The 20,907-nt window shown below is 74.3% G+C and carries 18 protein-coding genes; 14 read left to right on the top strand and 4 right to left on the bottom strand.

Annotation, left to right across the window (positions count from 1 at the left end):
* Nucleotides 1–42 precede the first annotated feature (42 nt).
* Nucleotides 43–1,068 (top strand): 6-phosphofructokinase, encoded by a 1,026-nt coding sequence (locus ABZU32_RS23465; RefSeq protein ID WP_354843330.1) that lies wholly within the window; start codon nt 43–45, stop codon nt 1,066–1,068.
* A 134-nt stretch (nt 1,069–1,202) separates the two neighbouring features.
* Here ABZU32_RS23465 and ABZU32_RS23460 read toward each other — a convergent pair whose 3' ends face one another.
* On the bottom strand, nt 1,203–2,081 hold the full coding sequence (locus ABZU32_RS23460) for an MHYT domain-containing protein (protein ID WP_354925027.1): 879 nt from the start codon (nt 2,079–2,081) through the stop codon (nt 1,203–1,205).
* Nucleotides 2,082–2,385: 304 nt separating this feature from the next.
* Between ABZU32_RS23460 and thiI the strand changes: the two genes are divergently transcribed.
* A complete protein-coding gene (gene thiI, locus ABZU32_RS23455) occupies nt 2,386–3,708 on the top strand; it encodes a tRNA uracil 4-sulfurtransferase ThiI (protein WP_354925024.1) in 1,323 nt (440 codons plus the stop codon).
* A gap of 19 nt (nt 3,709–3,727) precedes the next feature.
* Here thiI and aroF read toward each other — a convergent pair whose 3' ends face one another.
* Nucleotides 3,728–4,765: a 3-deoxy-7-phosphoheptulonate synthase gene (aroF, locus tag ABZU32_RS23450; RefSeq protein ID WP_354925023.1), complete on the bottom strand. Its 1,038-nt coding sequence runs from the start codon at nt 4,763–4,765 to the stop codon at nt 3,728–3,730.
* 452 nt (nt 4,766–5,217) lie between these two features.
* On the opposite strand from aroF, the gene ABZU32_RS23445 reads away from it, so the two are divergent.
* The 3 genes from ABZU32_RS23445 (at nt 5,218) to ABZU32_RS23435 (ending at nt 8,176) form a co-directional block, all read left to right on the top strand.
* Nucleotides 5,218–5,826: a sulfite oxidase-like oxidoreductase gene (locus ABZU32_RS23445; RefSeq protein WP_354843318.1), complete on the top strand. Its 609-nt coding sequence runs from the start codon at nt 5,218–5,220 to the stop codon at nt 5,824–5,826.
* A 162-nt stretch (nt 5,827–5,988) separates the two neighbouring features.
* Entirely contained in the window at nt 5,989–7,203 is a 1,215-nt protein-coding gene (locus tag ABZU32_RS23440; RefSeq protein WP_354925021.1) for a histidine kinase, read from the top strand.
* A gap of 73 nt (nt 7,204–7,276) precedes the next feature.
* Nucleotides 7,277–8,176 carry a LytTR family DNA-binding domain-containing protein gene (locus ABZU32_RS23435; RefSeq protein WP_354925019.1) on the top strand — a complete coding sequence of 300 codons (900 nt, stop codon included), beginning with the start codon at nt 7,277–7,279 and terminating at the stop codon, nt 8,174–8,176.
* A 1,142-nt stretch (nt 8,177–9,318) separates the two neighbouring features.
* Here ABZU32_RS23435 and ABZU32_RS23430 read toward each other — a convergent pair.
* On the bottom strand, nt 9,319–10,182 hold the full coding sequence (locus ABZU32_RS23430) for a deoxyribonuclease IV (RefSeq protein WP_354843310.1): 864 nt from the start codon (nt 10,180–10,182) through the stop codon (nt 9,319–9,321).
* 173 nt (nt 10,183–10,355) lie between these two features.
* Between ABZU32_RS23430 and uraD the strand changes: the two genes are divergently transcribed.
* The 9 genes from uraD to alc all read left to right on the top strand — a co-directional run bounded on the left by uraD (nt 10,356) and on the right by alc (nt 18,905).
* A complete protein-coding gene (gene uraD, locus ABZU32_RS23425) occupies nt 10,356–11,126 on the top strand; it encodes a 2-oxo-4-hydroxy-4-carboxy-5-ureidoimidazoline decarboxylase (RefSeq protein WP_354925017.1) in 771 nt (256 codons plus the stop codon).
* Nucleotides 11,123–11,446 carry a hydroxyisourate hydrolase gene (uraH, locus tag ABZU32_RS23420; RefSeq protein ID WP_354843304.1) on the top strand — a complete coding sequence of 108 codons (324 nt, stop codon included), beginning with the start codon at nt 11,123–11,125 and terminating at the stop codon, nt 11,444–11,446. The genes uraD and uraH overlap by 4 nt, the downstream gene beginning before the upstream one ends.
* A 2-nt stretch (nt 11,447–11,448) precedes the next feature.
* Nucleotides 11,449–12,321: a factor-independent urate hydroxylase gene (pucL, locus tag ABZU32_RS23415; RefSeq protein ID WP_354925015.1), complete on the top strand. Its 873-nt coding sequence runs from the start codon at nt 11,449–11,451 to the stop codon at nt 12,319–12,321.
* Nucleotides 12,322–12,333: 12 nt separating this feature from the next.
* Complete coding sequence (locus tag ABZU32_RS23410) at nt 12,334–13,209, top strand: FAD binding domain-containing protein (protein WP_354843299.1); 876 nt, start codon at nt 12,334–12,336, stop codon at nt 13,207–13,209.
* A complete protein-coding gene (locus ABZU32_RS23405; RefSeq protein ID WP_354843297.1) occupies nt 13,200–13,673 on the top strand; it encodes a (2Fe-2S)-binding protein in 474 nt (157 codons plus the stop codon). The genes ABZU32_RS23410 and ABZU32_RS23405 overlap by 10 nt, the downstream gene beginning before the upstream one ends.
* Entirely contained in the window at nt 13,670–15,154 is a 1,485-nt protein-coding gene (locus tag ABZU32_RS23400) for an 8-oxoguanine deaminase (protein WP_354925013.1), read from the top strand. Before ABZU32_RS23405 ends, ABZU32_RS23400 begins: the two co-directional genes overlap by 4 nt.
* 208 nt (nt 15,155–15,362) lie before the next feature.
* Nucleotides 15,363–16,508 carry a glycerate kinase gene (locus ABZU32_RS23395; protein WP_354925011.1) on the top strand — a complete coding sequence of 382 codons (1,146 nt, stop codon included), beginning with the start codon at nt 15,363–15,365 and terminating at the stop codon, nt 16,506–16,508.
* Nucleotides 16,495–17,823, top strand: a complete 1,329-nt coding sequence (gene allB, locus ABZU32_RS23390; protein ID WP_354925010.1) for an allantoinase AllB — start codon at nt 16,495–16,497, stop codon at nt 17,821–17,823. Before ABZU32_RS23395 ends, allB begins: the two co-directional genes overlap by 14 nt.
* A complete protein-coding gene (gene alc, locus ABZU32_RS23385; RefSeq protein ID WP_354925008.1) occupies nt 17,820–18,905 on the top strand; it encodes an allantoicase in 1,086 nt (361 codons plus the stop codon). The genes allB and alc overlap by 4 nt, the downstream gene beginning before the upstream one ends.
* Before the next feature lie 45 nt (nt 18,906–18,950).
* Here alc and pknB read toward each other — a convergent pair whose 3' ends face one another.
* Complete coding sequence (gene pknB, locus ABZU32_RS23380) at nt 18,951–20,882, bottom strand: Stk1 family PASTA domain-containing Ser/Thr kinase (RefSeq protein ID WP_354925006.1); 1,932 nt, start codon at nt 20,880–20,882, stop codon at nt 18,951–18,953.
* Nucleotides 20,883–20,907: the final 25 nt, after the last annotated feature.

Here is a 20,907-nt window from a genome sequence, read left to right as displayed (position 1 = left end):
CACCCGTAACCTCAATGCGTACCCCATCGGGAGGAACCCGTCATGCGTATCGGCGTGCTCACAGGAGGCGGAGACTGCCCCGGACTGAACGCGGTCATCCGCGCCGTCGTCCGCAAGGGCATCGGCGTCCACGGCCACGAGTTCGTGGGCTTCCGTGACGGCTGGCGCGGCCCGCTCGAGGGCGAGACGATGCCGCTGGAGATCTCGACCGTGCGCGGCATCCTCCCGCGCGGCGGCACGATCCTCGGCTCGTCGCGCACCAACCCCATCAAGATCGACGGTGGGGTCGACCGCATCAAGCAGAACCTGGCCGACACCGGCGTCGACGCGCTGATCGCCATCGGCGGCGAGGACACCCTGGGCGTCGCCAAGCAGCTGTTCGACCGCGGGGTCAACGTCGTCGGCGTGCCCAAGACGATCGACAACGACCTCAACGCCACCGACTACACCTTCGGCTTCGACACGGCCGTCAACATCGCCACCGAGGCGATCGACCGCCTGCACACCACGGCCGAGTCCCACCACCGCGCGCTGATCTGCGAGGTCATGGGCCGGCACGCTGGATGGATCGCCCTGCACGCCGGCATGGCGGGCGGCGCCAACGTCATCCTGATCCCCGAGAAGCCCTTCGACATCGACAAGGTCTGCGAGTACGTCGAGAGCCGCTTCAAGATCCGCTACTCGCCCATCATCGTGGTCGCCGAGGGCGCGCACCCGGTCGAGGGCCAGATGGCGCTGCAGGCCGGCGAGCTGGACGCCTTCGGCCACGTCCGCCTCGGCGGCATCGGCGAGCAGCTCGCCCGCGAGATCGAGAAGCGCACGGGCAAGGAGGCCCGCACCACCGTGCTCGGCCACGTCCAGCGCGGCGGCACCCCGAGCGCCTTCGACCGCGTGCTCGCCACCCGCTTCGGCCTGCAGGCGATCGACGCCGCCCACGAGGGCGACTTCGGCAAGATGGTCGCGCTGCGCGGCACCGACATCGTCCGGGTCGGCCTGGACGCCGCCACCTCCGAGCTGAAGACCGTGCCGGTGTCCCGCTACGAGGAGGCCGAGGTCTTCTTCGGCTGATCCGCCCCGGGCCGCGCCGGCGGGCCCGCGCCGGCAGCGCCGGCCCGCCGTACGGCACGCCCGCGTGCGTCCACCGCCCCGGCCGTCACGGCCAGGGGCGGTTTTCCTTGTCCGCCTTTCGCGTGGGTCGCGTCTCAGGGCTCCCGCCCGTCACGCCGCTGGAACAGGGACCCGGCGCCCGGCGGCTGCGGCCGGGACGGGGGCGCCGCAGCCGGGGCGGCGGCGCCGGCCCGCGCACGCTGCTCCTCGATCTGGGCGAGCAGCCTGGTCTCGCTCTCCAGTTCCTCCCGGGACGGCGCCAGCGTCACCACCAGCAGCAGGACCAGGGTGACCAGGCTGATCCCGATGAGGAGCGGCAGCAGGAAGCTCATGGCGGTCGCGCCGGCGAGCGCCTGGCCGGTGTTGGAGCGATCCACTGTGACGCTGAGCGAGAACATGCCGGTGTAGTGCATGCCGGTGACCGCGACGCCCATGATGAGCGCAGCGCCCGTGGTCGCGAGCAGTCCCTCCACCCGCAGGCTGAACCACAGCGCCACGGTCGAGGCCACCACCGCGATCAGCACCGACGCCGCGACGGGCAGCGCGGCGTAGTGCTTGACGGCGGCCATGTTCATGGCGGCCATGCCGAGGTAGTGCATGGCGGCGACCCCGAGCCCGGTGAGCAGCCCCGCGCCGAGCAGCGCGGGCAGGCGCTCGCCCGACCACGAGACCACGGCCAGGCCGACACCGACGATGACGACGGCCACCAGGGCGGACACGATGGTGAGCGGTACGTCGTAGGTGATCGCCGTGCCCGGGACGCGGAATCCCATCATGGCGACGAAGTGCATCACCCAGATGCCGGTGCCGCCGAGCGCGAGCGCGGCGCCGGCCAGCCACCGCAGGCGGGCGCCGCCGTGCGTCCCGCGTGCCCGGCTCGCCAGCAGCAGACTCAGAAATGATCCGATGACCGACATCACGTACGCGGCCAGCGGAGTGAATATTCCTTGCGCGAAGTGGTCAATATGCGACACTGGGCGTCCTTGAGGATAAAGATGATCTACGGCGGGCAATCCGGATGTTTCCGGATGATGAGCACTGCTCGGAACAGTAATCGGTCCAGCCGTTTCGTGGAATTTCTTGAGGCCGGAAAGGCGAGATCCCGGTGGTCGTTTCCGCCGGACGGCCCCCTCGCCGGGTCCGATGGCGGCCACCGCCGGCGGCGGGCGGGAGCGACGGCCCTCGATAAGGGATAAATTGAGGGGTGCGCAGCGCGGGAGGACCTTCCGCCGGCACGTGTCCCCACCCGACTCCACCATCCCCGCCGGAGGCAGCCCCATGTCCGTCGTGCCCCCGTCAGCTCTGGGTGAGCCCTGTGTGCTGCTCAAACTGGGCGAGGTCGTCCTCAAGGGCAGGAACCGCGAGCTGTTCGAGCGGCAGTTGCAGGCCAACATCAAGGCGGCGCTGAAGGGCTTCGGCGTCAAGGTCGACGTGCGGCAGCGCCACGGCGTCATCGCCATCCTGCTGCCCGAGGGAACCGGCGTGGAGACCGCCGACGCCATCGCCGAGCGTCTCACCGACGTGATCGGGCTGGTCTGGGTGCACCGGGCCTGGCGGGTCGCCAAGAACCCCGAGGCGGTCACCGCCGCCGCGCTCGAACTGGTCGCCGGCCGCCCCGAGGTCGAGCGCCGCGCCACCTTCGCCGTGCGCTCCCGCCGCCGCGACAAGCGCTTCCCGCTGCGCTCCAACGAGCTCGACCGCATGGTCGGCGGCGAGATCAACGACAAGTACGGCCTGCCCGTGCGCCTGAAGAACCCCGAGCTCACCGTGAACATCGAGGTCGACAGGGACGAGGTGTTCGTCTTCACCGACGGCCTTCCCGGCCAGGGCGGCCTGCCGGTGGGCACCAGTGGGCGCGGCCTGGTGCTGATGTCCGGCGGCATCGACTCCCCGGTGGCCGCCTACCGCATGCTGCGGCGCGGCCTGCAGGTCGACTTCCTGCACTTCTCCGGCATCCCGTTCACCACCTCGGAGTCGATCTACAAGGCGTACGCCCTCGTGCGGGCGCTGAGCAAGTTCCAGGGGAACGCGCGGCTGTTCGTGGTGCCGTTCGGCAAGGCGCAGCAGTCGCTCAAGGCATCCGGCGCCGACCGCCTGCAGGTCGTGGCGCAGCGCCGCCTGATGCTCAAGACCGCGGAGGAGGTCGCCCACCGCCTGCGCCGCAACGTGCTGGTCACCGGCGACTCCCTCGGCCAGGTCTCCTCGCAGACCCTGCAGAACATCACCGCGCTGGACGACGCCGTGGAGCTTCCGATCCTGCGCCCGCTCATCGGCATGGACAAGACCGAGATCATGGCGGAGGCGCGGCGCATCGGCACCCTGCAGATCTCCGAACTGCCCGACGAGGACTGCTGCACGTTGCTGACCCCGCGCCGCGCCGAGACCGCCGCCAAGATCGCCGACCTGCGGCAGATCGAGAAGCGCCTGGACGCCGAGGAGCTCGCCGTCCAGCTCGCCGACTCCATCCAGGAGTACAAGCTGGACGGCGCACCCGCGGGCGTCCGTCGGAGCCCGAACGCCGCGGACGCCCTGGACGCCGCGCCGGCCGCAGATGCGGCGCCCGCAGTGGACGCCGCGCCGGCCGCGCCCGCCGCGGTCTGACCGGCCGGCGCCGGCCGTTCTAGACCACCGGGGCGAGCTTGGTGGCCAGGGTGCGGTTCATCAGCGGGGGGAAGTCGCGCGCGATGGCGGCCAGTTCGGCCAGGTCGCCGTCCACGAGCGCCTGGGGGCCGTCGCAGAGCGCCTGCTCGGGGGTCGGGTGCACGTCGATGATCACACCGTCGGCCCCCACGGCGATCGCCGCGCGGGTCAGCGGGAGCACCAGGTCGCGGCGGCCGCCCGAGTGCGAGGGGTCGACGATGACCGGCAGGTGCGACAGCCGCTGGGCCACCGGCACGGCCGAGATGTCCAGGGTGTTGCGCGTCGCGGTCTCGAACGTGCGGATGCCGCGCTCGCACAGGACGATGTCCAGGTTGCCGCGCTGGGCGATGTACTCGGCCGCCATGAGCCATTCCTCGATCGTGGCGTTCATGCCGCGCTTCAGCATGACCGGCCGGCCCACCGACCCGACGGCCTGCAGCAGCGCGAAGTTCTGCGCGTTGCGCGTGCCGACCTGGAGCATGTCGGCGTAGGAGGCGACGAGTTCGACGTCGTGGGCGTCCACCACCTCGGTCACGATGGGCAGTCCGGTCTCGGCGCGCACGTCGGCCAGGATGCGCAGCCCGGCCTCGCCGAGCCCCTGGAAGGCGTAGGGGGAGGTGCGGGGCTTGTACGCGCCGCCGCGCAGCAGGGTCGCGCCGGCGGCCTCGGCCATGCGGGCGGCGGCGAGCGTCTGGTCGGGAGTCTCCACGGCGCACGGCCCGGCGATCAGCGTGACCGTGTCCGGCCCGATCGGCACCCCGCCGACCCGGACCGTCGACCGGTCGGGATGGTTGTCCCGGCTCACGAGCTTGTAGGGGGTCGAGACGCGCATGACGTCGGCCACGCCGTTCATCCCGCCCAGGTTCAGGTTCATGAACTGGGCGATGTCGCCGACCAGGCCGATGATCGTCCGATTGACGCCACGGCTGACGAACGCATCACCGCCGGCCGTGGCGACGAGGTCGACGATGGCGTCGACGTCCTGCTGAGTGGCCCCGGGGGCCATGACGATGACCATGTGATGCCCTTTCTCCGGACCGCGGTCGCGGTCGAGGTGTTCGACGCCGGAAAACGACGAAGGCCCCGGGTCCTGATCAGGACCCGGGGCCTTCGTCGACGTCTGGCGGTCAGCGCAGCGTCTGACGGCGATCGGCCGATTCCACGGGTCCGTCGCCATACCAAAACTCCAACGCGGTACGCATCGCCGCAAGCATAACCCATCCCCAGCGGTGGGCGGCGACGGCGCAGGTACGGCCGGCAGGGCCGTCCTGTGCGACCGAGGGTGAGGCCGTCCGTGGAGGGAGCCGTCCGCGGGAGATGGGACCGCCGGGCGCTGCGCCGGCACGGCCGCCGGTGGATCCTCCGTGGGTGGATGGGATCGTCCCGCCGTCCGGGGGAGGACCGCCACCCCGGACGGGTTAACGGGGTGCCAATGCCACGCGGCCGACAGCGCGATGGCAGGATTGCTGCGTGCCGGATCCAACCGAGGAAACTCGACTGCCCCCCGGGCAGTACGTCCCCCGTGGCCGACCGGTCCTCCACTACGGCCGGGTTCCCGGGTTCCGGCCGGAGAGCTGGAACCTGTCGGTCTTCGGAGCCACGGCGTCGGGGGAGGAGATCCGCTTCACCTGGCCGGAGTTCTCCGCCCTGCCGCGCGTGACCCTCATCGCCGACTTCCACTGTGTCACCAAGTTCTCGATCATGGGTAACGAGTGGGGAGGCGTGCCGGCCGGCGCCCTGCTGGAGGCCGTTCCCCCGGACCCCGGGGTCACCCATGTCATGATCTGGGGTGAGTACGGCTACAGCGCCAACCTGCGCCTGTCGGACTTCGCGCGCGACTCCACCCTGTTCGCCCTCGAACTGGACGAGAAGCCGCTGTCGGCCGAGCGGGGCTTCCCGGTGCGCGTCGTCGTGCCCCACCTGTACGCGTGGAAGAGCGTCAAGTGGGTGCGCGCCGTGGAGTACCTGGTCGCCGACCGCCGCGGGTTCTGGGAGGAACGCGGCTACCACAACCTGGGCGACCCCTGGCGCGAACAGCGCTACGCCTACCAGGAGGAACCCGGCGACGGCCCCGCCTGACCCCGCCGGCCGCCGTACGGAGAGGTGCTCGCGTGGCCGCCGCACAGCCGGTCGTGCGCCCTGGCCGGGCCGGTGCGGGCCTCGCCCCGCCTCTGACGCCGGCGCGGGCCCGCCGTCCGGTTCCCACACGATCACATCGGGTGACCGATTACGGTTGCCCGCATGCTGCACACCGGGTGGGCGCTGCTGTGCGTCCTCAGCGGCCTGGCCGGGTACCGCCTGGGCCGGCGCCGTCGCGGCGCGGCGGGCGCGGGCGGCCGGGCGGGGGAGGGCGGCCCGGCCGGCGACGCCACCTTCGCCGCGCTGCACGTCGCCGCGATGGCCGCGCCCTACCTGCGGGCCGGGCTGTCGCGCGACTCCGCGCGCAGGGCCGTGCGCCACCTGCGCGCCCTGACCGGCACGGCCGCCCTCGCCGTCACCTCCACCGACCAGGTGCTCGCCTGGGACGGCGCGTGGGAGGCGCCCGGCGAGGCGCACGTGCGCGACCTCATCGGGCACGTCCACGGCATCCTCGCCGGTGGGCGGCCCCACCTGGTCGCAGGGGACGAGCTGTTCTGCGAGGCCGACGACTGCGCCATCCGCAGCGCCGTCATGGTGCCGCTGACCGTGGACGGGCGGGTCATCGGCGCGCTGGCCGCCTACGACCCGCACGTCGGCGCACCCCTGGTGCGGGCGGTGACCGAGGTCGGCCGGTGGGCCTCCGGGCAGCTCGAACTGGCCGAGCTGGACGCCACCCGGCGTCGGGCGATGCAGGCCGAGACCCGGGCCCTGCGCGCGCAGATCTCCCCGCACTTCGTGTGCAACTCCCTGGCCACCATCGCCTCCTTCACCCGCACCGAGCCCGACCGGGCGCGCGAGCTGCTGCTGGACTTCGCCGACTTCGCCCGGCACGCCCTGCGCCGCGCCGGAGACTTCACCACGCTCTCCGACGAGCTGACCTGCGTCGACCGCTACCTGCTGCTTGAGCGGGCCCGCTTCGGCGACAAGCTGCGCTTCGTCGTGGACGTCGTCCCGGAGGTCATGCCGGTGCCGGTGCCGTTCCTGTGCCTGCAACCCCTGGTGGAGAACGCCATCACCCACGGCATCCGCCGCGGCGGCGGGTCGGGCGAGGTGAGCATCGTGGTGCGCGACGCGGGCGAGGAGGTCCACATCACCGTCGAGGACGACGGCGCGGGCATGGAGCCGGGCCGGGTGCGGCGCCTGCTGGCGGGCGAGCCGCCGAGCGGGGACGGCGGAGGCGGCATCGGGCTGGCCAACGTGGACGTGCGGCTGCGCCAGATCTACGGCCAGGAGTACGGGCTGGTGATCGACACCGCGCCCGACGAGGGCACCACGGTGCGCATGCGGGTGCCGAAAATCCGGCCAAACTATAACTGAAAGCATTCGGGTCGCCACTCAATGTCGATAGAGGGCTTGCCCGCGAGGCGGTCCTGACGGCAGTTTGGTCTCCATGCTCCGTGTCTTGGCGGTCGACGACGAGGTGCACGCGCTGTCGGAGCTGGCCTATCTCCTCCGGCAGGACAATCGCGTCGAGCAAGTGCTGACGGCCTCGGACGGGGTCGCCGCGCTACAGGACATGGTCGCGATGATCGGTGCCGGCGAGCGGCTCGACGGCGTCTTCCTCGACATCCGCATGCCCGGCCTCGACGGCCTCGACCTCGCCCGCCTGGTCGGCGCCTTCCCCAGCCCGCCCAAGCTGGTCTTCGTCACCGCGCACGACGACCGCGCGGTGCAGGCGTTCGAGCTGGAGGCGGTGGACTACCTGCTCAAGCCGCTGCGTCCCGACCGGGTCGCCGAGGCGGTGCGCCGCCTGGAGCAGGCCGCCTACGGGCCCTGCGCCGCCGAGGCCGCGGAGGGCGACGTCATCCCGGTCGAGCTGAGCGGGCGCACGAGCTTCGTGCCGCAGCACGCCGTCGCCTACGCCGAGGCCAGCGGCGACTACGTGCGCCTGCACACCGCCGAGGGCACCCATCTGGTGCGCATGTCCCTGGCGGCCCTGGAGCGCCGCTGGGCGTCCTCGGGGTTCATCCGCGTGCACCGCAGCACGCTGGTGTCGGCGCGGCACGTCACCGAGATGCGCTTCGACGAAGGCCGCATCGTGCTGCGCGTCGGCGAGACGACGCTCCCGGTGAGCCGCCGCCACAGTCGCCGCGTCCGCGAGCAGCTCGTGCGGCAGTTCCGCGCCCCGCTGCCGCGCCCGGCCGAGCTCCCGTCGCCTGCGGGCGGCCTGCCCCGCCCGCAGCCCGCCACCGCCCCTCAGGACGGCGCTCCCCGCGACACCGCTCCCCGCGACCCCGCTCCGCATGACCCCGCGTCGCAGGAGCGCGCCCCACAGGACGGCGCCCCGTAGGACGCCGCCCTGTAGAACGGGCCACACGGCGGCCTCTGGAAGGCACCACAAGGTGCCGCCTGGAAGGTACTACAGGGTGGCGCCTGGAAGGCACTACACGGTGGCGGCGCGTGGGGCAGTACAGGGTGGCCTTTGGGGGGCGCCACACGGTGCCCCCTGGAAGGCGCTGACACGGCGACCCACTGGGAGGCGCGACGCGGTGCACCTTGGGAGGCGCTGACACGGTGACCCGCTGGGAGGCGCCACGCGGTGCACCTTGGGGTGGCGGCACTGCATGCGACCCGTAGGACGGATGCCGCACGTGCCCCTTGGGACGACGCCACACGGCGCGCCGTAGAACGGCGTCCCGTACGGGAGCGGGCTGCGCGGGCGGCCCTCATGGACGCCCCGGGGGTTCGCTGGGTGCGCGCTGGGTGTGGCGTGGGCGCCGCCGACCGCGCGTCCGGCGGCTGCGGGCGGCGAGCGGGCCCGGGCGCGAGCCCCCGTCCCGCCGCTCGTCGGACCAGGGACGCCGCTCGTCGCGCGGACACGCTCCGTACATCGATGACTACTGACCGCTCAGCGAGCGGCGCCCGAAGGGCCCGCGCGACCCAGATGACACGACGTAATGTCGTGCCCGTCGAAGAGCCACAGTGCGTGACCAGGCGGGACACCTGCCCCTGAGGGCCGGACGGACCCTGGTCACGCGAACCCACCGGCGAACGCCGTGCCTGCGCGCCCGCGCGCCGGGCCGGCGGACGCCGGGGTCGCCGGGCCCTCACCGGGGGGTAGGGCCCGTCGGCCCGGGCGGGGCGGGGTGTTCGCCGATCGGCCGCGAGGCCTACGCACGTGATCTGGCCCAAAGGGGGGCGGCCGGATCTCGTTGGCGAACACCCTGCCCGGCGCCGTGCCCCCGACGCCGGGCAGGCCGCCCGTGCTCAGCGCGAGATCGCCGCAGGCTCGCCCGCTGCTCAGGGGGAGATCGTCGCAGGATCACTCGCTGCTCGTCGGGAGATCGTCGCGGGCTCGCCTCTTGCTCTGCGGAAAATCGCCGTCGGTTCGCCTGTGTCCGGCGCGGAGCCGTCGTCGGTTCGCCTGTTCAGTGCGGGGTCGCCGTCGGCCGGCCTGTGTTCAGTGCGGGGTCGCCGTCGGCCGGCCTGTGTTCAGTGTGAGGCCGCCGCTGCCGTCGCCGGCTCGCGGAGCTTCTTCAGGAGCTGGATGTCCTCGCGGTGTTTGTCGGCCTTGCCCGGCGTCTCGATGCAGAACGGGACTCCGGCGGCGACCGGGTGGCGCAGCAGTTCGGCGAAGGCGCCCGCGCCGATGTGACCGGCGCCGATGTTCTCGTGGCGGTCGCGCTTGGAGCCGCAGGCGTCCTTGGAGTCGTTGGCGTGCACCAGCTTCAGCCGGCCCGGGGCCACGGCGTGCAGCGCGTCGAGCATCTCGGCGACGCCGCCCGGCGCGGCGAGGTCGTGCCCGGCGGAGAAGGCGTGGCAGGTGTCCAGGCACACGTTGGCCCGGGGGTGGTGTTCCAGGGCGTCCAGGTAGGGGGCGAGGTCCTGCACGGTGGCGCAGAGCATCTGCCCCTGGCCGGCCATCGGCTCCAGCAGCAGATCGGGCCCGTGCTCGGGGATCTCGTCCAGCAGCGGCAGCAGGTGCTCGTGGAGCTGGCGCATCGCGGCGTCGCGCGACTGGCTGACCGCCGACCCGGTGTGCACGACCACGCCGAGCGCGCCGATCTCGACCGCGCGCCCCAGCGCGTGACGGATGCTGGCGGTGGACTTCTCCAGCGTGTCGGCGCTCGGGGACCCCATGTTGACCAGATAGGGCGTGTGGAGGAACACCGGGACGCCCGACTCGCGCAGCGCGGCGTCCTCGGCGGGCTTGCCGGCGTTGAGGGCCCAGCCGCGCGGGTTGGTCACGAACACCTGGATGATCTCGGCTTCGATCTCGGCCGCGTAGCGCAGGCCGCCCGTGGCCAGACCGCCCGCGACCAGCGCGTGGCCGCCGATGAGAGAGGTTGCCGTCATGATGCCTCCAGCTTATGGGAGCGGCCCGGATGCTCGGGGGAGGCACCGGGCGGCCGTGACGGGCCCGCGCGGACGGCGTTGGAGCATGACACGAAAAACCATGGCGATGCGTTGCCCCAGTTGGGAGATCCCGCCGCTGGACCGCGCCCGCCCGCGGCTGTTCACTGGCTGCCATGCCGAACGTGACACCCGGCTCTGACGGCCTGGCGGCCCTCAACGCGCTCAGCCCGCCGGAGGCCGAACGGGAACTGCTGAGCTGCTGCGCCGCGCCCGCGTTCGCGCGCCGCGTCGCCGCCGGCCTGCCCTACGCCGACGCCGCCGCGCTGGCCGCCGCCGCGCGGGAGGCCGTCCGCGGGCTGAGCTGGCCGCAGGTGCTGGAGGCGTTGTCGGCCCATCCCCGCATCGGCGACCGCGCCGGGGGCGGCGGGAGGGAGGCGTCCTGGTCGCGGGCCGAGCAGTCCGGCACGGCCGGCGCCGACCGCAGGGTGCTCGCCCAGCTCGCCGCGGGCAACGTTCTCTACGAGCAGCGGTTCGGGCACGTGTACCTGGTCTGCGCTACCGGGCTCACGGCGGAGGAGATGGCCGACCGGCTCATGGCCAGGGTGCGCAACGACGAGGAGACCGAGCGGGCCGTCGTGCGCGAGGAGCTGGCCGAGATCGCCGTGCTGCGGGCCGTCAAGCTCGCGGCCGGCCCCGGCGACGGTGACGATCCCGGTAGCTCGAGTGACCCCGCCGACCCCGATCCCAGCGGCCCCGCTCCCGACGACCCCGATCCCAGCGGCCCCGCTCCCGACGACCCCGACCACGGCGGCCCCGATCCCGGCGGCCCCGATCCCGGCGGCCCCGGCGGCAGCGGTGGCCGTGACGGCGGCCGGTGGGCTTCCGGGGAGGGCCGCGGCGGAGCCGCCGGCCGCGACGGGCACGATGGGGAGGAGGGGAGGTGAGCCTGTCCACGCATGTGCTCGACTCCAGCAGGGGCCGGCCCGCGGAGGGCGTGCGGGTCACGCTGTTCCAGGGCGACCGGGTCGTCGGCACCGGCGTGACCGACGGCGACGGGCGCCTGGCCGACTGGCTGCCCGAGGGCGAGCCCGGCCGGGGCGTGCACCGCCTGGTCTTCGACACCGGGTCCTACTTCGCCGTGAGCGGCGTCGCGGCCTTCTACCCCGAGGTCGTGGTGACCTTCGCCATCGGCGACCCCGACGCGCACTACCACGTGCCGCTGCTGCTGAGCCCGTTCGCCTACTCGACCTACCGGGGGAGCTAGCGATGGCCGTCGTGCTCGGACCCAACCGCTACGGCAAGGCGGAGACGCGCGTCGTGCGCGTCACCCGCGACGGCGAGGTGCACCACCTCAAGGACTGCAACGTCGGCGTCTCGCTGTCGGGGGCGATGGAGGAGGTGCACCGGCGCGGCGACAACGCCGCCGTGCTGCCGACCGACTCCCAGAAGAACACCGTGTACGCCTTCGCCAAGAAGCACGGCATCGGGGAGATCGAGGAGTTCGCCCTGCTGCTGGCCCGCCACTTCGTCGGCTCGCAGCCCACGATCCACCACGCCCGGGTGGCGGTGGAGGAGTACTCCTGGGAGCGGCGCGGGCCGCACTCGTTCGCGCGTTCGGGCGGCGAGGTGCGCACGTGCGTCGTCCACCACGACCGGGACGGCGCCACCACGGTGGTGTCCGGCCTGCGCGACCTGGTGCTGCTCAACTCCACCGGCTCGGAGTTCCACGGGTTCGCGAAGGACGAGTACACGACGCTGCCCCCGGCCGCCGACCGGGTCCTGGCCACCGCCGTGACCGCCCGCTGGCGGCACCTGCTCCCGGCCGGGGAGGAGTCCCGCGACTACGCCGAGTCCTACCGGCAGGCGCGGCGCTGCCTGCTGGACGCCTTCGCCGGCACCTACAGCCTCTCCCTGCAGCAGACCCTGTTCGCCATGGGGGAGCGCGTGCTGCGCGAGCGCCCGGAGATCTGCGAGGTGCGGCTGGAACTGCCCAACAAGCACCACTTCCTGGTCGATCTCGCGCCGTTCGGCCTGGACAACGACAACGAGGTCTACTTCGCCGCCGACCGGCCCTACGGGCTCATCGAGGGAACCGTGCTGCACGACGACGCCCCGCCCGCCGGCGCGGCCTGGGACTAGGAGAGCCGACCGTTGGACTTCCTGCGACCCGCCACCTGGGCCGAGGCCCTGGCCGCGAAGGCGGCCGTCCCGGACGCCGTGCCCATCCAGGGCGGCACCGACGTGATGGTGGAGATCAACTTCGACGTGCGGCGCCCGGTGGCGCTGCTCGACCTCACCACGGTCGGCGAGCTCGGCGAGTGGGAGGTCACCGCCGACGGCCTGCTGCGGGTCGGCGCCGGGGTGTCCTACGCCCGGATCATCGCCGAGCTGGGCGACCGGCTCCCCGGGCTGGCCCAGGCGTCCCGCACGGTCGGCTCGCCGCAGATCCGCAACCGCGGCTCGGTCGGCGGCAATCTGGGCGCCGCGTCCCCCGCCGGGGACAGCCACCCGCCGCTGCTCGCCGGGGACGCCGTCATCGAGGTGGAGTCCGCCGCCCGCGGCACCCGCCTGATCCCGGCCGAGGAGTTCTACCTCGGCGTCAAGCGGAGCGCGCTGGAACCCGACGAGCTGATCCGCGCCTTCCGCGCCCGCCCGGCCACCGGGCCGCAGTACTTCTCCAAGGTCGGCCCGCGCAACGCCATGGTGATCGCGGTGTGCTCGTTCGCGCTGGCCCTGCACCCGGACGAGCGCCGCGTCGGCACCGGCGTCGGCTCGGCCGCCCCGACGCCCCGGCGGGCCCGCGCGGCCGAGGAGTTCGCCGGCCGGGAGCTCGACTGGACCGGGGCCGCGCCCCTGGACGGCGCGCTGCTCGCGCGGTTCGGCGAGCTGGCGGCCGAGGCGGCCTCGCCCATCGACGACGTGCGCGGCACCGCGGCCTACCGGCGCCACGCGATCGCGGTGATGGCCCGCCGCACCCTCACCTGGGCCTGGAACGACTACCGAGGAAAGGTGGCGGCATGCGCGTGAACCTCACCGTCAACGGCAGGCCCGAGGCCGTGGACGGCGTGTGGGAGGGCGAGAGCCTGCTGTACGTGCTGCGGGAGCGGGTCGGCCTGCCGGGCGCCAAGAACGCTTGTGAGCAGGGCGAGTGCGGCTCGTGCACGGTGTACCTGGACGGCCTGCCCGTGTGCGCGTGCCTGGTGGCCGCCGGGCAGGCCGAGGGGCGCGAGGTGCGCACCGTCGAAGGGCTGGCCGGCGGGGAGCGCCTGGACCCGGTGCAGGAGGCCTTCGTCGAGTGCGGCGCCGTGCAGTGCGGCTTCTGCACGCCGGGCCTGCTGGTCCAGGCGCACGACCTCATCGAGCGCGTCGGCGAGCCCACCGACGCCGAGATCCGCGAGGCGCTGGCCGGCAACCTGTGCCGGTGCACCGGATACGAGAAGATCCTCGACGCGGTACGCCTGGCCGCCGCCCGCAAGGCGGCGGCCCGATGACCGGCGGCCCGATGACCGGCGGCCCGATGGCCGGCGGTCGCGGAGCGGACGCGACCGGCCGCTACGAGACGGTCGCGACCGGCGGCGGGCCCGGAGGCGGAGGGGACACGCTGATCGAGAACGTCGCGATCGCCCCCGTCGCCGGACCCGAGATCGCGCACGGGCACATCCTCGTCCGGGACGGCCGCATCGCCGCCATCGGCGCCGGCCCGGGCCCCGACGTCCCGGGCGCCGCCCGCGTCGACGGCGCCGGATGCCTGGCCACTCCCGGGCTGGTCAACACCCACCACCACCTGTACCAGTGGGCCTCCCAGGGCGTGGCCCAGGACGCCACGCTGTTCGAGTGGCTGACCGCGCTCTACCGGCTGTGGGCCGCCATGGACGCCGAGGTGGTCAGGGGCGCGGCCACCGCCGGGCTCGGCTGGCTCGCCCTGTCCGGCTGCACGACCACGACCGACCACCACTACATCTTCCCCAAGGGCCGCGGCGACCTGCTCGCCGCCGAGATCGAGGCCGCCCGGGACCTCGGCCTGCGCTTCCACCCCTGCCGCGGGTCGATGGACCGCGGCGTCTCCCAGGGCGGCCTCCCCCCGGACGAGGTGGTGGAGACCCTCCCGGAGATCCTCGCCGCCACGGCGGAGGCCGTCGACGCCTACCACGACCCGTCGCCGGGGTCGATGCTGCGCGTCGCCGTCGCCCCCTGCTCGCCGTTCTCGGTGAGCGCGGAGCTGATGACCGAGGCCGCGGCGCTCGCCCGCGACAAGGGCGTGCGGCTGCACACCCACCTGTGCGAGACCCTCGACGAGGAGGAGCACTGCCTGGCCCAGATGGGCTGCACGCCCGTCGACTACATGGACAAGCTCGGCTGGCTCGGTCCCGACGTCTGGGTGGCCCACGCCGTCCACCTGCACGACCGTGACATCGAGCGCTTCGCCGCCACCGGCACCGGCACCGCCCACTGCCCGAGCTCCAACGGGCGCCTCGGCGCGGGCATCGCCCGGGTGTCGGAGATGCTGCGCGCCGGGGCGGTCGTCGGGCTGGGCGTGGACGGCGCCGCCTCCAGCGAGCTGACCACGCTCGCCGGGGAGGTGCGGCAGGCCCTGCTGTTCCAGCGCGCCCGCTACGGCCCGGCCGCGCTCACCGCCCGGCAGGCCCTGGAACTCGGCACGCTCGGCGGCGCCCGCTGCCTGGGCCGCGAGGACGAGATCGGCACCCTGGAACCCGGCAAGCTGGCCGACATCGTGCTGTGGCGGGTCGGCGGGTTCGCCGCCGCCATCGACGACCCGGTGTGCGCGCTGGTGTTCGGGCCGCCGCCGCCGGTGGCGCGCGTGCTGGTCGGCGGGCGCACCGTGGTCGCGGACGGCGAGCTGCGCACCGTCCCGCACGACGCCGCCGGCCGCGCCGGCGCCGACGCCCACCGCCGCCTCCTGCGCCTGGCCGCCGACCGCGGCGTCACCGTGGCAGGGGAGGTGCACCGGTGACCGCCTCCGCCCGCGTTCGCCGGTGATCGACCTGTCGTATGCCCCCGGCGCGTCGCGGGGGCCCGGCGGCGAGGCGACGGCGGGGGGCATGGAAGATTCTGTGGTGAGGCCGGGCGTGCGCCGGGCGTCTCCGCGCGGCGGAGGCTCCGCCCGGGCGCGAGCGCGCCGGGTGAGGCCGGGACTAAAGGGAGCGGGAGGTCGTCGGGTGATGCCGGGACACGTGCTGGTCGCGCCGGACAAGTTCAAAGGGTCGCTCGGCGCCGTCGAGGTCGCCGCGCGCGTGGCCGCGGGGCTGCGCGCCGCGCGCCCGGAGGTCGAGGTGGTGACCATGCCGGTCGCCGACGGCGGGGACGGCACGGTCGAGGCCGCCGTCGCCTGCGGGTTCCGGCGCGTGGAGACCGTCGCCTCCGGGCCGACCGGCGAGCCGGTGACCGCCGCCTACGGCGTGAAGGACGACGTCGCGGTGGTCGAGCTGGCCGAGGCGTCCGGGCTGCACCGGCTCACCGGCGGGCGGCTCGCCCCGCTCACCGCGACCAGCTATGGCACCGGTGACCTGGTGGCCGCCGCGCTGCGCCACGACCCTCGCCAGATCGTGCTCGGCCTCGGCGGCAGCGCCTGCACCGACGGCGGCTCCGGCATGATGCGCGCCCTCGGGGTGCGACTGCTCGACGCGCGCGGCCGGGAGCTGCCCCCGGGGGGCGGCGCGCTGGCCGACCTGCGCGCCCTCGACCTGGACGGCTTCGCCCGCCCGCCCGGCACCGCGTTCGTCGTGGCCAGCGACGTGGACAACCCGCTGCTCGGCCCGGACGGCGCCGCCGCCGTGTACGGGCCGCAGAAGGGCGCGGGCCCCGGCGAGCTGCCGCGGCTGGAGGAGGGCCTGGCCCACTGGGCCGACGTGGCCGAGCGCGAGCTGGGCGTGCGGGTGCGCGACGACCCGGGCGCCGGAGCGGCCGGCGGGGTGGGGTTCGCCGCCATGGCCTTCCTCGGCGCGGAGATCCGGCCCGGCATCCGCCTGCTGCTCGACCTGCTCGGCTTCGCCGGCCGGCTCGACGGCGCGCGCCTGGTCATCACCGGCGAGGGGTCGCTGGACCGCCAGACGCTGCGCGGCAAGGCGCCCGCGGGGGTCGCCGAGGCGGCGGGACGCGCCGGGGTGCCGGTCGTCGCCGTGTGCGGGCGCCGGACGCTCACCGACGACGAACTGCGCGCCGCCGGCATCCAGGCGGCGTACGCCCTCACCGACATCGAGGCCGACGTGCGCCGCTGCATGGCCGAGGCCGGCCCGCTGCTGGAACGGCTCGCCGCAGGGCTCGCCGCGGACCGGCTCTCCCAGGCCCCCGCCCATGCCGCCGACTGACCCGCGGGGCGCCGGCCCGCACATGTTCGACCTGATCGTGCGGTCGCGGCGCGCGGTGCTCCCCGACGGCGAGCGCCCGCTGGTCGTGGCCGTCCGGGACGGAGTGATCGCCGCCCTGCTCCCGTACGAGGCCGAGGCGGCGGCCGCCGAGACGGTGGACCTGGGCGAGGTGTGCCTGCTGCCGGGGCTGGTGGACAGTCACGTGCACGTCAACGAGCCGGGACGCACCCACTGGGAGGGCTTCGCCACGGTGACCAGGGCGGCGGCGGCCGGCGGCGTCACCACGATCGTCGACATGCCGCTCAACTCCCTGCCGCCGACCGTCGACGTCCCCGCCCTGGCGGCCAAGCGGGCGGCGGCCGCCGGCCAGTGCGCCGTCGACGTGGCCTTCTGGGGCGGCGCGATCCCCGGCAACGCGGGCGAGCTGCGTCCCCTGCACGAGGCCGGCGTGCGCGGCTTCAAGTGCTTCCTGTCGCCCTCGGGCGTGGAGGAGTTCCCGCCGCTCGACGCGGACGGGCTGCGCGCGGCCATGCGCGCGGTGGCCGCGTTCGGCGGGCTCGTCGTGGTGCACGCCGAGGATCCGGCGCTGCTCACCGACCCGGCCGGGCCGACGTACGCCCAGTTTTTGGACTCGCGTCCGGGGGAGGCCGAGCGGCGGGCCGTCGAGCGGGTCATCGCCGCCGCCCGCGAGACCGGCGCGCGGGCGCACATCCTGCACGTGTCCTCGGCCTCCTGCCTCGAACCGCTGGAGGCCGCGCGGCGCGAAGGGGTGCCGGTCAGCGCCGAGACCTGCCCCCACTACCTCACCATCACCGCCGAGCAGGTGCGCGGCCCGGAGTTCAAGTGCTGCCCGCCGATCAGAGACGCCGGCAACCGCGACCGGCTGTGGGAGGGGCTGGCCGCGGGCGTGCTGAGCTGCGTGGTGTCCGACCACTCGCCCTCCACCGCCGACCTGAAGGTCCCCGACTTCGCCGCCGCCTGGGGCGGGGTCTCCTCCCTCCAGGTCGGACTGCCCGCCGTGTGGACCGAGGCCCGGGCACGCGGGCACGGCCTGGACCGGGTGACCGGGTGGATGTCGCGCGGACCGGCCGCGCTCGCGGGGCTGCCCGCCAAGGGCCGGCTGGCCGTGGGGGCGGACGCCGACCTGGTCGCCTTCGACGACACCGCCGAGTTCACCGTCGAGGCGGGCGCGCTGCGCCACCGAAATCCCCTCACGCCCTACCACGGCCGCACGCTGACCGGCGTCGTCCAGGCCACCTGGCTGCGCGGCCGTCCCGTCACCGACGCCGAACCTCCCTTCGGAGCCCTGCTGTGACCACTCCGCACCACCCGGCTTCGGCGCCCGCCGCCGCGGCGGGCCGTCCCCCCGCCCCAGTACGGGTCCCCGCGACCGTCCCGGCGACCGCCCCGGACCCGCGCCGGCTGCCCGACCTCGCCCTGCGCTCCTACGGCGGGTCGGTGGTGGCGGCCAGCGACGAGTCCTTCGCCGAGCGCCAGGCGCTGGTCAGGCCCGGCCGGCCCGCCTTCCAGGCCGGGACGTTCGGCCCTCGCGGTCAGGTGTACGACGGCTGGGAGACCCGCCGCCGGCGTGAGCCGGGTCACGACTGGGCCGTCGTCCGCCTCGGCATGCCCGGCGTCGTGCGGGCCGTGGTCGTCGACACCGCCTGGTTCACCGGCAACTACCCGCCCTTCGTCTCCGTCGAGGCGTGCGAGGCCGCCGGGTATCCCTCGGCGGACGAGCTGCGCGAGGCGTCCTACACCGAGATCGTGCCGCGGAGCCCGCTGACCGGCGACAGCGAGCACACCTTCCCCGTGACCGCCGGGAGCCGGTTCACCCACGTGCGGCTGAACATCTTCCCCGACGGCGGCGTCGCCCGGCTCCGCGTCCACGGCGAGGTGGCCGCCGACCTCGCCATGCACGACGCGATGCCCCTGGACCTGGCCGCCCTGGAGAACGGCGCGCTGGTCACCGCCTGCTCCGACGCGTTCTACTCCTCTCCGCTGAACGTCATCGCCCCCGGGTCGCCCCGCCACCAGGCCGAAGGCTGGGAGACCGCCCGCCGCCGCGACGGCGGCAACGACTGGCTTGTCGTGCGCCTGGCCGTCCCCGGCGTCGTCCGGGTCGCCGAGCTGGACACCGCGAACCTGGTCTACAACGCGCCCGGCGCGGCGTCGCTCACCGCCGCCCACGTGCCCGGCGGCGCGGAGCCCGGGCCGGACGCCGGATGGTTCGAGCTGCTGCCCCGCACCCGGCTCCAGCCGGACACCCGCCACCGCTTCCGCCTGGCCGGCGAGCGGCCGGCGACGCACGTCCGCCTCGACATCCACCCCGACGGCGGCCTCGGCCGCCTGCGCCTCTACGGCATCCCCGCCCCCGGCGACGGCGCGCGGGTCTGACCGCTCCCCGGGCGCGACGGACGGACGTCGGCGCGCCCGGGCGGGTCAGTGCCAGATGGTGATGCGGGTGCCCGCCGGGGCCTGGCCGAGGGGGTTCTCGGCCACGACGGCGCCGGTGCCGGCGATGCGGCGCACCCGGACCTTGAACCCGGCCGCGCGCAGCTCGTTCGTGGCGTCGGCGACCTTCTTGAACCGGACGTCGGGGATGGCGACGAGCGCCTGGCCGGGCTGGGGGTTGTCGGGCCTCTCCCACGGCCAGTGGAAGCCGGTGTCGGGCCCCTTGGAGCAGGTGAGCTGCACGTTCTGCCCGGCGGTGACCTCCGACCGCGCGGTCGGGACCTGCGCGATGATGGTGTTGGGCTGGGCGTTGTCGGTCTGCTGCACGACCGTCGGGACGAAGCCCTTCTGCCGCAGGAACGCGTCGGCCTGGTCGCACTGCATGTCGCTGACGTCCGGCATCAGCAGCCCGGCGCTCAGGACGAGCTGCACGCGGCTGCCCTCGCGGACCTTCGTGCCGACCTGCGGGCTGGTGCGCATCACCAGGCCGCGCTGGACGGTGTCACTGGGCACCCGGCTGACCGGGCCGGGGGCCAGCCCCGCCTCGGAGATCTTCGCCTGCGCGTCGCCCTGGGAGAGGTTCAGCACGTTCGGCACGGCGATCTTGACCGGGCCGGAGGAGGGGATGAGCGTGATGACCGCGTCGTTGAGGACGTCCTTGCCCGGCTCGGGATCGGTGCGCAGCACCTTGTCCTCGGCGAGCTTGTCGTCGTGCTCGGCCGGGCCGATCTTGACCGCGAAGCCCTGCCTCTCGGCCTTCTCCTTGGCGAGGGTGACGTTGAGGCCGAGCAGGTCGGGGACCTTGGTGTACCGGCCCTCGGAGAACCACCAGCCGGTGCCGGCGACCGCGCCGATCATGACGACCGCCAGCGCCGCGATGAGCCAGACCGGCCGGACGCCGCGGCGTCCGCCAGGCGGGCCCGGCGCCACCGGCGGGGCGGCCAGCATCTCGGTCTGGGAGTGGACGAGAGTGGGATGGGCCGGCGGGACGGCCTCGCGCGGCATCACGCCGGTCTCGCGGAGCATCGAGGGGGACGTCGCGCCGGCGGGCGGGACGTGCGGCCCGGGGTCGCGCGGCAGCGTGCGGTGGGCCTCGACGGCGGCGACCAGCATGGCCGTGGCGTCGGCCGGACGGCGCGCGGGGTCGCGGTCGGTCGCCGAGAGCACCAGCGCGTCCAGCGCCTGCGGCGTGCCCGGGACGACCGCCGAGGGCGCGGGGACCCGGTCGTGGACGTGGCGGTAGGCCACCGACATGGGGCTCTCGCCCTGATAGGGCTGCTGCCCGGTCAGCAGCTCGAACAGCAGCACCCCCGCGGCGTACACGTCGCTGCGCGCGTCGGCCACCCCGGCGGTCACCTGCTCGGGCGACATGTACGCGATGGTGCCGATCATCACGCCGGTCTTGGTCTGGTTGCCCGCCTCGATCGCGCGGGCCAGCCCGAAGTCGACGACCTTGACCCGGCCGTCGTCGGTGAGCAGGACGTTCTCGGGCTTGACGTCCCGGTGCACCATGCCGGCCTGGTGGGCCGCGCCGAGGGCGGCCAGCACCGGGATGAGGATCTCCAGGGCCTCGCGGGCGGGAAGGCGCCCCCGCCGGCGGAGCACGTCGCGCAGGGTGCGCCCGGGGACGTACTCCATCGACAGGTAGACGTTGCCGGCGTCGGTGCCCTGGTCGAAGACGTGCACGACGTTCGGGTGCGACAGGCTGGCGACGGACTTGGCCTCGCCGATGAAGCGGCGGACGAAGTCGGGGTCCTCGGCGAGCGAGGGGTGCATGACCTTCAGGGCGACCGTGCGGTCGAGCCGGACGTCCAGGGCCAGGTAGACAGCGGCCATGCCGCCCCGGGCGATGCGGGATTCGACCCGGTACCGCCCGTCCAGCAGCCGCCCTAGAAGGGGGTCCGCAACCGTCGTGTCCACGGGAGTGAGTTTACGGGCGGTTTGC

Origin of the sequence: Sphaerisporangium sp. NPDC005288 (genome assembly GCF_040607475.1) — a bacterium.
In the GTDB taxonomy this organism is placed as follows: Bacteria; Actinomycetota; Actinomycetes; order Streptosporangiales; family Streptosporangiaceae; genus Sphaerisporangium; species Sphaerisporangium rhizosphaerae.
Note: the sequence above shows the minus strand (reverse complement) of the source record. Positions and strands in the feature narration are given on the sequence as shown.